We start from the raw sequence: 13,521 nt of genomic DNA, 5'->3' as shown, positions 1-13,521 counted from the left end.
AGACAGGGTCGACAAGGGACGGGATCGGATGGAAGGTTTCACTATCGTGGATGGCGTGGTCGCCGTCGTCATCGTGCTGTCGGCGCTGCTGGCCTATTCGCGCGGCTTCGTGCGCGAGTCGCTGGCCATCGCCGGATGGATCGCCGCGGCCTTCCTCGCCTATGTCTTTGCCCCGCAGGTGCAGCCGCTGGTCAAGGAAGTGCCGGTCATCGGCGAATTCCTCACCGATAGCTGCGAGCTGTCGCTGATCGCCGCCTTTGCCGCCGTGCTGGCGCTGGCGCTGGTGGTCACCTCGCTTTTCACCCCGGTCTTCTCCAGCCTGATCCAGCGCTCGGCGCTTGGCGGGCTCGACCAGGGGCTCGGCTTTCTCTTCGGCGTGGCGCGCGGCGTGCTGCTCGTGGCCATCGCCTTCTTCGTCTATGACACGGTGATCACCGCCCAGGACATTCCGATGGTCGATGATTCCCGCTCGGCGGCGATCTTCTCGCGCTTCACCGACCGCATCGAGGAACAGGATCCCGAGGCGGCTCTGGGCTGGATCACCCGGCAATACGAACAGCTTGTGGCGGTTTGCCACGCACCGGGCGCAAACGACGCCTGAGCGGCACCCGCCCGCAACACTTCTCCAGGTTCAGACGGCGCGCGCGGATCTTCCGCGCGCGCTTTTTCATCTGCGACACCCTGCCCCGGCGGCACGCGCCGGATTGATGCAGCCGTTACAAAACCGTCGCCGAACCGTCACAGAACAGGTCTAGCCCGGCGGACGACCGCAACCCTGACCTCAGGAGATTCCCATGAAAGCCACGAAAGCGCTTCTCGCGCTCGCAGCGACCACCTGCCTGACCTCCGCCGCCATGGCGCAGGAGATCAAACGCGTTGCCACCGTTCCGGTCGGCGGCGAGATCACCGGCATGTTCCTGCAGGGCGACGATCTGTTCTTCAACGTGCAGCACCCTTCCGACGACATCGGCACCGATTTCGCCAAGGCGACCGTGGGTGTTGTGGCCAATGCCGATTTCGACGCCGCCGCGCTGTCGGTGCCGGAAGGCGACGACATGAAGCTCGTCAAGACCTCGCTGGGCGCCTACCAGATCCTGGTTCAAGAGGGCGATTTCGAGAAGATGGGCGTGATCGCCGGCAAGGGCGGCGTCATCAAGACCTCGAACGACCCCGACTTCAACGGCTTCATCGCCACCGGCGACAACGAGGGCTATCTCTTCTCGAACTGGGAAGACCGTCCCGGCGGCATGTCGCGCGTCAAGCTGACCCGCGCCGCCGATGGCAGCTACAGTGTCGACGAAGCCGACGCCACCATGGTCGATTTCTCTGCCGTTCAGGGCACCTGGGTGAACTGCTTCGGCACCGTGTCGCCCTGGAACACGCCGCTGACCTCGGAAGAGCTCTATTTCGACGACACCGCCGACTGGAACAACCCGGGCTATGAGTACCATGGCGACCAGGAAGCGCTGGCCTCGTATGTGGGCAAGTTCCCGAACCCCTACCGTTACGGCTATATCGTCGAGATCACCGATCCCGCCGGCACCGCCACGCCGGTCAAGATGACCGCTCTGGGCCGTTACAGCCACGAGAACTCGGTGGTGATGCCCGACCGGAAGACCGTGTATCTGTCGGATGACGGCACCAATGTGGTGTTCTTCAAATTCGTCGCCGACACCGCCGGCGATCTGTCGGCCGGCACGCTCTACGCCGCCAAGATGACCCAGAAAGGCGCCTCGGGGGCCGACAGCGCCACCACCGGTTTCGACATCGAGTGGATCGAGCTGGCCCATGCCAGCAACGCCGAGATCGAAGGCTGGATCGCCGAGTATGACGCCGTGACCGCGGAGGATTACAAAGAGGGCGCAACCTCCTACATCTCCGACGACGAGGTTGCCGCCTGGGCTGCCGGCACCGCCGCCGACAACCGCGTGGCCTTCCTCGAAAGCCGCAAGGCCGCCGCGGCCAAGGGCGCGACCGCCGAGTTCCGCAAGATGGAAGGCGTGAACATCAACCTTGCCGGCGCCGCCGACGGGTCGGTCCCCTATGCCTATATGGCGATGTCGGAAGTCGCCAAGGGCATGGCCGACGACAAGGGCGACATTCAGGTCACCGAGAACAAATGCGGCATCGTCTACCAGATGCCCTTCGACGCGGCCTACAACATCACCGCGATGACCCCGGTCGTCGCCGGCGGCCCCTACGACAAGAACGCCGAAACCAACGCCTGCGCGCTGGATGCGGTGTCGAACCCCGACAATATCGTGGTGCGCAATGACGGTTCCGTGCTGATCGGCGAGGACACCGGCAACCACGAGAACAACGCCATGTGGCTGTGGAAATCCGCCGCGATGTAAGCGGCCCGTCCCAGGATATGACCGAGGGGCCGCCTTGCGCGGCCCCTCTTTCCTTTTGTCAGAGCCCGCGCCGCAGCCGCCAGCCCGACCGCCAGCCACCTGCCGTCCGCCTCTCCCCGACCGATGGTGACCCGAATGCTCCGCCCTGCCCTGCTGATCTCCCTGCTCTCCTCCGCCAGCGCCCTTGCCGCCGAGGATCTGAGCCGGATGGGAACCGAAGACTACATGCGCCTGCGGCCCGCCGCGCAGGACATGGCCGAGGCCGGCCGCCTCTACAATCCCGAAGCGCCGATCCCGCCGCAGTGCTATACCAAGATCGAGGGGCGGCATAATCCCTGCTATGTCTGCCACCAGTACAATTCCGAGGCCGACCGGCCGAATTTCATGCAGGATGGCGCGTTGCAGGAAAGCTATGCGTTTTCCGACGCCGGCATGACCAACCACCATGTGAACCTCTTCCTCGACCGCTCGGCCGAGGTAGCGGCAATCTCCGATGCCGAAATCCTCGCCTGGATCGAAACGGAGAATTACTCCGACCTCGCCGGACGGCTGGAGGATACGGGGTTCGAAGGCTGGATTCCCGATCTCGCCGAATATCACCTGGGCGCTGCGGCTTTCGACGAGACGGGCTTTGCCCGGGACGGTTCGGGCTGGGTCGCCTTCAATTACAAACCGCAGCCCTCGACCTTCTGGCCCACCAACGGCTCGACCGACGATGTGCTGATCCGCCTGCCCGCCGCCTTCCGTCAGGATGCCGCCGGGCAGGAAAGCCGCGACATCTACATGGCCAATCTCGCACTGCTGGAAATCGCCTTTCAGGATCTCGACGACGTGACGCTGCCGGAGGTGGACGAGGCGCGGATCGGTGCCGATCTGGACGGCGACGGCACGCTGGGCCCGGTGACCTGGATCGCGCGCCGCGACAGCTATCTGGGCGGCGCCTCGGGCGAACCGCTGACCCGCATGATGTATCCCGAGGGCACCGAGTTCCTGCATTCCGTGCGCTATGTCGGCGTCGAGGGCGACGCGATCGTCACACCGCCGCGCATGAAAGAGCTGCGCTATATGGTCAAGAGCCGGATGCTCGACATCCCGCAGCTCCGATCGCGCTATGGCAATGAATTGCAGGAAAAGGCCGACGAGAACCTGCCGCGCTATATCAGCCTCGGGGACCGGGGCATGGACAACGGCTTTGGCTGGACGCTGCAAGCCTTCATCGAGGATGCCGATGGCGCCCTGCGGCCACAGACCCGCGAAGAGACCTTCTTCTGCCGCGGCTGCCACGCCACGGTGGGCGCCAATATCGACCAGACCTGGGCCTTTCCACGCAAGGCGAAGGGTGCCGAAGGCTGGGGCTATATCGACCTGCACGGCATGCCCGACGCCCCCAATCTCGGCGAAGAGATGGGCGAGATCGCGCTCTATCTCGACCGCGCGGGCGGCGGCGACGAGTTCCGCTCGAACACCGAGATGCTGGCGAACTGGTTCACCGACGGCAAGGTCGATCCCGCCAAGCTCGCGGGCCAGGATGTGCACAGCCTCATCGCCCCCACCCGCGCGCGGGCGCTGACGCTGGACAAGGCCTATCGGGTGATCGTCGGCGAGCAGAGCTTTCTGTTCGGGCGCGACGCGACGGTGACGCCGCCGGCCAATGTGCATGCCTTTATCGACGAGGCCACCGCGCCGACCCTGCCCGAAGCCTACCGCTACAGCCACGACATCCGCCTCGACTGGGACGCGGCGGAATAAGCGTCTAGAGCGCGTCCTCGGGGTCGATCTCGATATGCAGCGCGCGCAGATGCGCCGCCAGGTCGGGATGCTCCAGCAGGCGCATATGGGCGGGGCAGCGCAGCGCCGGGAAGGCGCGCTCGTAGATCACCATGCACAGCCGCCCGGTCAGGCGGCTGCGGTACTTGATCCCCGCGATCTCGGGAAACTGGTCGTGCAGCATCTGCGAAAACACCTGCCCCGCGTCATGCGCCCGCGCACCAAGCGTGTCGGTGTCGATCCCCAGCAGGAAGGGCGACACATCGACCAGATCGAGCACCATCAGCGGCGCGCCGGTGCCGATCTCGGCGACGGACCAGCGCGCCAGTTCGCCGAGGCGGAGCACCCGGTTGCGGCGCGCGACCCGTTCGAACCGGTCCCGCACGATGGTTTCCGCGATGCCGGTCGCGGTGTCCTCGGCGGCGTAGATGACGCGAAAGCCCTGGCGCGGCGAAGAGAAGCGCGTGTCGCCATAGCCCGCGCCCAGCGGCATGTCGTGATAGGCGCCGGCATAGACCCGACGCCAGCGCAACAGCGACACCCGCTGCAACGCAAGCCCCACCGCCGCCGGATCGAGCACCACCCGCCCCGTCAGCCGAGGCTGCGCCGCGCGGCGGTCGTCACCATCGCGACCGCGCCGACCCGCAGTGCCTCAAGCGGCGGACGGTCGCCGAAATCCAGATGCGGCTGGCACAGCCATTCCCAGGCGACACCGGCATTGCCGCCCGCTGCGGCAAGCACCCCGTCGAGCCCGGGCATCGGGCGTCCGTCCGGAAACTGCGCCATCGGGATCACATGCGCGCGCTTGCCCTTGGGCAGCGCGATGATCTTCCCCTCCTTGCGCCACGCATCGAGCGTCGATCGTCCGATCCCCAAAAACTCCGCCGCGGCACTCGGCCCCAGAACCGGCCCCGCCCAGCTTTCCATGTCGCGCGCGCGCATCAGCGGCGACAGCCGCCGGAGGGTTTCCTCGGGCGCCACCGCCGCCGGCAGCGGGCGCCCGGTCAGGGTTTCGACCTCCTGTTCTAAAGCAGCGTCGAAAAGGCCCTCGTCGGGCCTGGCGCCAACCGGGGAATACCCCTGCGCATACCCCTGCCCCGGGAATACCGTGACCTGCGTGTCGAACGCCCGCACCCCGCTCCACATCCCGACCGTGGCCCGCGCGACCGCCGCGCCCGACTGGCTCATCGCCGTGACAATCGCCTCGGCAACCGCCGGATCCAGCCCCGGGTTGCGCGCGAGCAACCCTTGATAAAGGCTGTCGTGGTCGATCATCTGAAACTCGGCGGGCGGCAGAGCCTGGGATTTCTCGGACATGGGGGCTCCTTGGTCGCCTTTCATATAGTCCAAAATGTCCAGTTTGTCCATTTTGTCCGGTAAAGTTGCGCTCTTTTGCACAACCCTCTTGCATTGCCGCATTGCAGCGCCGAAATGTGATCCTTCCGTGACATGTCCTCTTCATGCCAGTATGAGGGGGCCACACCCCAATACCGGATTCGGAGCTGCCCTTGTCCGAGCGCCAGATGCCACCCGCCCATCCCTTCGATTTCGACGCAATCGAGGGGGACACACTGCATGAAGAATGCGGGATCTTCGGTGTCATCGGTGTGACCGATGCCGCGAATTTCGTAGCCCTCGGGCTGCACGCGCTGCAACACCGCGGCCAGGAAGCCGGCGGCATCGTCTCCTACGCGCCCGGCGAAGGCTTCAACTCCGCCCGCCGCTTCGGCTATGTGCGCGACAATTTCACCAAACAATCGCTGATGGAAACCCTGCCCGGGGCGCTGGCCATCGGCCATGTGCGCTATTCCACCGCCGGATCGAAGGGCGCCGCCATCCGCGACGTGCAACCCTTCTTCGGCGAGTTCTCGATGGGCGGCGCCGCCATCGCCCATAACGGCAACATCACCAATGCCGAGGCGCTGCGCCGCGAGCTGATCGAGCGCGGCTCGATCTTCCAAAGCTCGTCGGACAGCGAGTGCATCATCCATCTGATGGCCCGGTCGCTTCAGCGCGACATCCCCTCGCGCATGGAAGACGCGCTGCGCAGGGTCGAGGGCGCCTTCAGCGTCGTGGCCATGACCCGCACCAAGCTCATCGGCGTGCGCGACGCGCTCGGCGTGCGCCCGCTGGTGCTGGGCCGCGTCGGCGACGGCTGGTGCCTAAGCTCGGAAACCTGCGCGCTCGACATCATCGGCGCCGAATTCGTGCGCGAGATCGAGCCGGGCGAGATGGTCGTGATCTCGGGCGACAAGGTGGAAAGCACCCGCCCCTTCCGCGCCCGCAAATCGCGCTTCTGCATCTTCGAACACGTCTATTTCTCGCGCCCCGATTCGATCATCGGCGGCCGCTCGGTCTATGAGACCCGCCGCCAGATCGGCGTGGAACTGGCCCGCGAAGCGCCGGTCGAGGCCGATCTGGTCTGCCCGGTGCCCGACAGCGGCACCCCGGCGGCCATCGGTTATGCGCATGAAAGCGGCATTCCCTATGGCATGGGCATCATCCGCAACCAGTATATGGGCCGCACCTTCATCGAACCCACCGAGCAGATCCGCAACATGGGCGTGCGGCTCAAGCTCAACGTCAACCGGGCGCTGATCCGGGGCAAGCGGGTGATCCTGGTGGACGATTCGGTGGTGCGCGGCACCACCTCGCGCAAGATCAAGGAAATGATCCTCGACGCGGGCGCGGCGGAGGTGCATTTCCGCATCGCGTCGCCCCCCACCGCCTGGCCCTGTTTCTACGGCGTCGATACGCCGCAGCGCGAAAAGCTGCTGGCCGCCACCATGTCCGAGGACGAGATGTGCGCGCATCTGGGCGTCGATTCGCTGAAATTCATCTCGCTCGACGGGCTCTACCGCGCCGTGGGCGAGGCGAACGGCCGCGACGACAAGGCGCCGCAATATTGCGACGCCTGCTTCTCGGGCGAATACCCGGTGGAACCCGCGGACATGATCGAGAAGGGCTTCAAGCTCAAGACCGCCGCCGAATAAGCGCGCTTCCGCCGCTCCGGCGGCGGCGGCCCGCGCATGACAAAGCCTCTCACGGCGGCGTGACAGGCACCGGTCTTTTTTATCCTCCATACGGCCTGTATCTGCCCGCGTCTGACAACAACGCGAGAGATACAGCGCCATCATGGCTCAATCCCAAACCCCTCAGAACGTCGCCGAAAGCGCGACCCAATCGGCGAAGATCCCCAATCGCGGCCCGCTGCTGCTCGGCATCTTCGGCACCGAAAGCGCGCCCGAGGCGCTCATCCGCCTGCCCGGCGGGCGCACCGAGACCGTCGCGGTCGGCGACCGGGTGCAAGGCCAGCAGGTCGTGGCGATCGACGCCACGCGCATCGCGCTGGCGCGCGGCGGCGCGGCGCAATGGCTGGAGCTGCCGGCGACACGTTGACAAAGCCCGCGCGGCGGGCCAAGGGGGCGGACATGACCGATCAGATCGCCATTGTGACCGGCGCCTCGCGCGGCCTGGGCTTCGCCCTGGCCGAGGCGCTTGCGCCCCGCTTCCATGTCGTTGCCGTCGCCCGCACCGTGGGGGCGCTCGAAGAGCTCGACGACCGTATCAAGGCCCGCGGCGGCAACGCCACGCTGGCCCCCATGGACATCACCAAGCCCGAGGCCATGGCCCAGCTTTGCCGCGCCATCCACGACCGCTGGGGCGGCGCCGCGCTCTGGGTGCACACGGCGATCCACGCCGCGCCGCTGGCCCCCGCAAGCCACATGGATTCCAAGGACTGGGACCGCTCCATCGCCGTCAACCTGACGCCGATGGGCCATCTCATCCCCTATATGGCACCGCTGCTCGGCGAGCAGGGTCAAGCGCTCTTCTTCGACGACCCGCATGCGGGCGAGAAATTCTACGCCCATTACGGCAGCACCAAAGCCGCGCAGATCGCGCTGGCGCGAAGCTGGCAGGCGGAAAGCGTCAAGACCGGCCCCCGCGTCCACATCCTCGCGCCGAAGCCGATGAACACCGCGACCCGCATGCGCTTTCATCCCGGCGAGGACAAGACCGCGCTGGCCAGCCCCTTCGACGAGGCGAAACGGCTGCTCGACGAGATCGGCCTGGGCTGATCCCGCCAGGGGGCCCGGCAGCCCTTTCATCTTTCCGATAAATACTCAAAAACCGGCCCTTGCCGCCTTCCGCGGCGGGGCCGGCGCCGCAACCGGCCTCCGCCGCTTGCCCCGCGCCGCCACTTTCCCTATTCAGGCGGAAAGACAGGGGCTTTCATGCGCATTCTCATCACCAATGACGACGGGATCAACGCTCCCGGGCTGGCGGTTCTCGAAGCCATCGCCACCGAGATCGCGGGACCGGAAGGCGAGGTCTGGACCGTGGCCCCCGCCTTCGAGCAATCGGGCGTCGCGCATTGCATCAGCTACACCCACCCGATGATGATCGCCGAGATGGGCCCGCGCCGCTGGGCCGCCGAAGGCAGCCCCGCCGATTGCGTGCTTGCCGGTCTGCATGACGTGATGAAGGACGCGCCGCCGGATCTGGTCCTCTCCGGTGTCAACCGGGGCAACAATTCCGCCGAGAACACGCTTTATTCCGGCACGCTGGGCGGTGCGCTCGAAGCCTCGCTTCAGGGTCTGCCGGCCATCGCGCTGTCGCAATATCTCGGCCCCGAGACGCGCGGGCTCGAGAACCCGTTCGAGGCCGCCGCCGTCCATGGCGCCGCGGTGATCCGCCAGATCCTCGCTGCCCGCCCCGACGAGCCCGGCGATTACCGGCTGTTCTGGAACGTGAATTTCCCGCCGCTACCCGCCGCCAAGGTCCAGGGCACCCGGCTTGTGCCCCAGGGCAAGCGCCGGGGCACGCAGTTCACCACCGAACCGCATCTGTCGCCTTCGGGCCGCCGCTTCCTGTGGATCCGTGGCGGCGACCAGCGCGCCGCCGCCAGCCCGGGCAGCGATGCCGACGCCAATCTCGCCGGCCATATCTCCGTGACGCCCATGCGCGCCGATCTCACCGCCCATGATGCGCTGGCCAGCCTGAAAGACGCCTTCGCATGAGCTTCGACGCCGAAGCCAAGATGCAGTTTCTCTTCGCGCTCCGCTCGCACGGGGTGACCGACACGACCGTGCTGAGGGCGATGGAAAAGATCGACCGCGGCGCCTTTGTCAAAGGCTATTTCACCGAACGCGCCTATGAGGACATGCCGCTGCCCATCCCCTGCGGCCAGACCATCTCGCAGCCCTCGGTCGTCGGGCTGATGACCCAGGCGCTGAAGCTCACGGGCCGCGAGAAGGTGCTCGAGATCGGCACCGGCTCGGGCTATCAGGCGGCGATCCTCAGCCAGCTCGCCCGCCGGGTCTATACGGTGGACCGCCACCGCCGGCTGGTGGCCGAGGCCCGCGCGGTCTTCGAGGCGCTGGATCTGGTGAACATCACCGCCTTCACCGCCGATGGCAGCTTCGGCCTGCCCGATCAGGCGCCGTTTGATCGCATTCTTGTCACCGCCGCCGCCGAAGACCCGCCGGGCCCGCTCTTGGCCCAGCTTCGGATTGGCGGTATCATGGTTGTGCCGGTGGGGCAGTCCGACGCCGTCCAGCATCTGATCCGCGTCACGCGCACCGATCAGGGCTATGACTATGACGAGCTGCGCCCCGTGCGTTTCGTACCGCTGGTGGAAGGGTTGGCCAAGGACAGCTAGGCCCGTAACCGGCAGGGTTGCCGTGACGTCCCGGAGACAAGGGGCGCATCTGAGGATATCGAGATGGACCGTCTTTACCGCCCCCGTTCCCTGCGCCTTGGCGCGCCGCTGGTGCTGGTTGCCGCGCTCGGCGCCTGCTCGCAGCCCTTCGACTACGACATGCGCGGCCGGATGGGCGGGTCGGTCGATACCAGCCAGGCGGCGCTCTCGGCGGTTGCCGACCGGCCCGCGCCGGACGACCGCGGGGTCATCTCCTACCCCAATTACCAGGTGGCGGTGGCGCGGCGCGGCGACACGCTGAACGACGTCGCCACCCGCGTCGGCCTGCCGGCGGGAGAGCTGGCGCGCTATAACGGCATCCAGACCGACGACTCCCTGCGCACCGGCGAGATCATCGCCCTGCCCCGCCGCGTCACCGAACCCTCGCCCGCAACCGGCGCCGCCGGCACCGGCCCGATCCGGCCCGCCGCCGAGGTCGATATCACCACGCTGGCGGGCAACGCCATCGACAACGCCCCCGCGACCCCGGCGCAGACCGCGCCGCCGCCGCAGACCGGAGTCGAGCCCATCCGCCACAAGGTGGCCCGGGGCGAAACCGCCTATACGATCGCGCGGCTCTACAACGTCACCCCCCGGGCGCTGGCGGACTGGAACGGGCTCGACCGCAATTTCTCGCTGCGCGAAGGCCAGTACCTGCTGATCCCGGTGGTCGAACAGACCGCCGCCGCACCGACGAACGACACGCCCCCCGGCGTCGGCTCCCCCACCCCCGAGCCGCCCTCGGCCTCGCAGCCGCTGCCCAAGGACCAGCCCTCGGCGGCCGAAGCCGCCGCCAGCGCCGCCAAGGCCACCGCCAAGCCGGTGGCCGACATCGGCCAGACGCAGGCGGCCAAGGCGACGGCGGCCAAAGCCGCCATGGCGATGCCGGTGAGCGGCAGCATCATCCGCGAATATGCCAAGGGCAAGAATGAGGGGATCGACATTTCGGCCCCGGCGGGCGCCCCGGTCAGCGCCGCCGCCAGCGGCACGGTCGCGGCGATCACCACCAATACCGACAATGTCCAGATCGTGGTGATCCGCCACCCCGACGACGTGCTGTCGATCTACACCCATGTGGACAATCTCAGCGTCCAGAAGGGCGATGCGGTGAGCCGCGGCCAGAGCATCGGCAAGGTGCGCGCGGGCGAGCCGAGCTTCCTGCATTTCGAGGTGCGCAAGGGCTTCGACAGCGTCGACCCGATGAGCTATCTGCGCTGAGCGGCAGCGCCCCTGCCGATCCTTCCGAAAGCGGCCCTCTCCGGCCATGCGTATTTGCCAAAGAGAAGAAGAGGCCAGACGCGCTCTTGCCCTTCTTCTCTTTCCAAATACGCGCCTTCGCCACGGCTACGCCCCGAGGATCCTCCATGGTCTTCCGGACGGCGCCGCCAGCCGATCAAGACAGCGGCACGCCCTTCCGGCCGGCAAGATCGGTGAAGAACTGCCAGGCCACCCGCCCCGAGCGCGCACCGCGCGTTGCCTGCCATTCGATGGCCTCGGCGCGCAGTTCCTCCTCCTCGACACGCACCCCGTAGGCGCTGCAATAGCCGCGGATCATGTCGAGATACTCGTCCTGCGAACAGGGGTGGAAGCCGAGCCACAGCCCGAACCGGTCGGACAACGAGACCTTTTCCTCCACCGCCTCGCTCGGGTTGATCGCCGAGCTGCGCTCGTTCTCGATCATGTCGCGCGGCATCAGGTGGCGGCGGTTCGAGGTGGCGTAGAACAGCACGTTCTCGGGCCGCCCCTCGATGCCGCCGTCGAGCACTGCCTTGAGGCTCTTGTAATGCTGGTCGTCATGGCTGAACGACAGGTCGTCGCAAAACAGCACGAAGCGCTTCTCGGAGCCGCGCAGCAGGTTCAGCAGGCGCGCCACCGAGCCCAGATCCTCGCGCTGCAGCTCGACCAGTTTCAGATCCTCTCCCTGTGCGCGAACTTCGGCACAGACCGCTTTGACAAGGCTGGATTTTCCCATCCCGCGCGACCCCCAGAGCAGGGCGTTGTTCGCGGGCATCCCCCGGGCGAACTGCGCGGTGTTCTGCAGCAGCGTGTCGCGGGTCCGGTCGATACCGATAAGCAGCCGCAGCGGCACGCGGCTCACCTTCTGCACCGGCTCCAGACGGTCGGGATCGCGGTGCCAGACAAAGGCTTCGGCGGCGTCGAAATCGGGGGCGTCGAGCGGCGCGGGCGCCATGCGCTCCAGCGCCGCCGCGATGCGTTTCAGCGCGGATTTGCTCACTTCTTGTCGTCCTCTTCCGGTTCGCCGTCGTCCTCGTCGAACTCCTTGAGCAGCGGATCGTTCTCGGTGTCGGGCTCTTCCTCGAACCACAGACCCTGCGATTTCAGCTCTTCCTCGCGCTTCTTCTCGACCATGCGGACAAGGAAGATCGAGATTTCATACAACCCGTAGACCACGGTGAAGAGAATGGCCTGCGTGGTCACATCCGGCGGGGTGACCAGCGCGGCCAGAACCAGGATCGCCACCACCGCATATTTGCGCACCGAGCCGAGACCGGCGGCCGAGACCAGCCCCGCCTTGCCCATCAGCGTCAGCAACACCGGCAGCTGAAAGCAGAGCCCGAAGGCGATGATGAATTTCAGCGTGATGTCGAGGCTCTCGTTCACCTTGCCGAAGAAGGTGATCTTGATACCCTCGGTCGTCTCGGGAACCATCGCGGGCTCTGCGGCTTGCACACCCGTCACCCCGTCGCTCACCCTGTCCGCCGCCGTCGACAGCAGGTTGGCGAAGATCGAGGAGACATCCGCGAAGCCCAGGAAGAAGGACATCGCCAGCGGCGTCACCACGAAATGGGCAAAGCTCGCGCCCAGCAGGAACATCACCGGCGAGGCGATGAGGAAGGGCAGGAACGCCCCCTTCTCGGATTTGTAGAGCCCCGGCGCCACGAAGCGCCAGAGCTGATAGGAGATCACCGGGAAGGCCAGCGCAAAGCCGAAGACCATCGAGATGCGGAACAGCGTGAAAAGATATTCCTGCGGCGAGGTATATTGCATCGTCGGCGACGGGTCGCCCAGCTCGCGCAGCGTGGCCTCGATCGGGCCCAGCAGGAATTGCAGGATCGGCTCGGCGACCGTGAAGGCCAGCACGATGCCGATGATAAAGGCGATCACCGCCCGGATGAGCCGCGTGCGCAGCTCTGCCAGATGCTCGATCAGCGGCGCCGAGCTGTCGTCGATCTCGTCATTCTCTGCCTGGCTCATGCCTCACCGTCTTTTTTCAGCGCCGCTTCCAGCTCGGCGGCCTTGGCAGCGGCCTCTTCGGCGCGTTTCGCCGCCTGCTCCGCCTCGCGCTTCTGCCGGTCGGCGGCCGAGCGCGCGGCGCTCGCCTCGATGCGGCGCTTGGCGGCCTCGCGCTCGGGGTCGAGCGCGGCGGGGTCTTCCTTGAGCCCCTCGTCCTTGCGCTCGGGCGTCGGGTCGGTCATGGCGCGGGCCGCGTCCTTGACCCCGTCCAGCGCCGAGCCCAGCGGGTTGGTCGCGGTCTTGAAGGTCTTGGCCACATCGCGCACGCCGCTTTCATCCGCGGCGTCGTTCATCGCGCGGGTAAATTCGCGGGCCATGCCGCGCGCCTTGCCCATGAACCGGCCGACGTTGCGGAACAGCACCGGCAGATCCTTCGGCCCGACAACGATCAGCGCGACGATGCCGATGACCATGAGTTCCGACCAGCCGAGATCGAACATGGGG

14 protein-coding genes are annotated in these 13,521 nt (G+C 66.8%); 9 read left to right on the top strand and 5 right to left on the bottom strand.

The features are described from left to right. The first annotated feature begins 28 nt into the window (after positions 1–28). The 3 genes from M4578_RS20460 (at position 29) to M4578_RS20450 (ending at position 4,103) form a co-directional block, all read left to right on the top strand. Positions 29–601 (top strand): CvpA family protein, encoded by a 573-nt coding sequence (locus M4578_RS20460; RefSeq protein ID WP_258095080.1) that lies wholly within the window; start codon positions 29–31, stop codon positions 599–601. A 193-nt stretch (positions 602–794) separates the two neighbouring features. Then, entirely contained in the window at positions 795–2,354 is a 1,560-nt protein-coding gene (locus M4578_RS20455) for an alkaline phosphatase PhoX (protein WP_258095079.1), read from the top strand. Between the two features lie 135 nt (positions 2,355–2,489). Next, positions 2,490–4,103 carry a hypothetical protein gene (locus M4578_RS20450; protein ID WP_258095078.1) on the top strand — a complete coding sequence of 538 codons (1,614 nt, stop codon included), beginning with the start codon at positions 2,490–2,492 and terminating at the stop codon, positions 4,101–4,103. 4 nt (positions 4,104–4,107) lie between these two features. On the opposite strand, the gene M4578_RS20445 is transcribed toward M4578_RS20450, so the two are convergent. Further along, positions 4,108–4,701, bottom strand: a complete 594-nt coding sequence (locus M4578_RS20445) for an RES family NAD+ phosphorylase (protein ID WP_258095077.1) — start codon at positions 4,699–4,701, stop codon at positions 4,108–4,110. Positions 4,702–4,712: 11 nt separating this feature from the next. Beyond that, entirely contained in the window at positions 4,713–5,438 is a 726-nt protein-coding gene (locus M4578_RS20440) for an antitoxin Xre/MbcA/ParS-like domain-containing protein (protein WP_258095076.1), read from the bottom strand. Between the two features lie 206 nt (positions 5,439–5,644). Here M4578_RS20440 and purF point away from each other — a divergent pair, with 206 nt between their 5' ends. From purF to M4578_RS20410, 6 genes are all read left to right on the top strand, one after another. After that, positions 5,645–7,114 (top strand): amidophosphoribosyltransferase, encoded by a 1,470-nt coding sequence (gene purF, locus M4578_RS20435; protein WP_258095152.1) that lies wholly within the window; start codon positions 5,645–5,647, stop codon positions 7,112–7,114. Between the two features lie 142 nt (positions 7,115–7,256). Then, on the top strand, positions 7,257–7,520 hold the full coding sequence (locus M4578_RS20430; RefSeq protein WP_258095075.1) for a pilus assembly protein PilP: 264 nt from the start codon (positions 7,257–7,259) through the stop codon (positions 7,518–7,520). Between the two features lie 32 nt (positions 7,521–7,552). After that, positions 7,553–8,200, top strand: a complete 648-nt coding sequence (locus tag M4578_RS20425) for an SDR family oxidoreductase (protein ID WP_258095074.1) — start codon at positions 7,553–7,555, stop codon at positions 8,198–8,200. Positions 8,201–8,356: 156 nt separating this feature from the next. Continuing rightward, a complete protein-coding gene (gene surE / locus M4578_RS20420; protein WP_258095073.1) occupies positions 8,357–9,142 on the top strand; it encodes a 5'/3'-nucleotidase SurE in 786 nt (261 codons plus the stop codon). Then, positions 9,139–9,783: a protein-L-isoaspartate(D-aspartate) O-methyltransferase gene (locus tag M4578_RS20415; RefSeq protein ID WP_258095072.1), complete on the top strand. Its 645-nt coding sequence runs from the start codon at positions 9,139–9,141 to the stop codon at positions 9,781–9,783. The genes surE and M4578_RS20415 overlap by 4 nt, the downstream gene beginning before the upstream one ends. Positions 9,784–9,846: 63 nt before the next feature. After that, positions 9,847–11,040, top strand: coding sequence for a peptidoglycan DD-metalloendopeptidase family protein (locus M4578_RS20410; protein WP_258095071.1), 1,194 nt, complete (start codon positions 9,847–9,849; stop codon positions 11,038–11,040). A 175-nt stretch (positions 11,041–11,215) separates the two neighbouring features. On the opposite strand, the gene M4578_RS20405 is transcribed toward M4578_RS20410, so the two are convergent. Genes M4578_RS20405 through tatB form a run of 3 tightly spaced genes read right to left on the bottom strand, consistent with a single transcriptional unit; the run spans position 11,216 to position 13,517 of the window. Beyond that, positions 11,216–12,013: an ATP-binding protein gene (locus M4578_RS20405; RefSeq protein WP_274705706.1), complete on the bottom strand. Its 798-nt coding sequence runs from the start codon at positions 12,011–12,013 to the stop codon at positions 11,216–11,218. 41 nt (positions 12,014–12,054) lie between these two features. Next, positions 12,055–13,038, bottom strand: a complete 984-nt coding sequence (tatC, locus tag M4578_RS20400) for a twin-arginine translocase subunit TatC (RefSeq protein ID WP_258095069.1) — start codon at positions 13,036–13,038, stop codon at positions 12,055–12,057. Then, on the bottom strand, positions 13,035–13,517 hold the full coding sequence (gene tatB / locus M4578_RS20395) for a Sec-independent protein translocase protein TatB (protein ID WP_258095068.1): 483 nt from the start codon (positions 13,515–13,517) through the stop codon (positions 13,035–13,037). The genes tatC and tatB overlap by 4 nt, the downstream gene beginning before the upstream one ends. Between the last annotated feature and the right edge of the window lie 4 nt (positions 13,518–13,521).

This window comes from Salipiger pentaromativorans (assembly GCF_024721115.1).
GTDB lineage: Bacteria > Pseudomonadota > Alphaproteobacteria > Rhodobacterales > Rhodobacteraceae > Salipiger > Salipiger pentaromativorans.
This window is presented reverse-complemented; position numbering and strand designations above follow the sequence as displayed.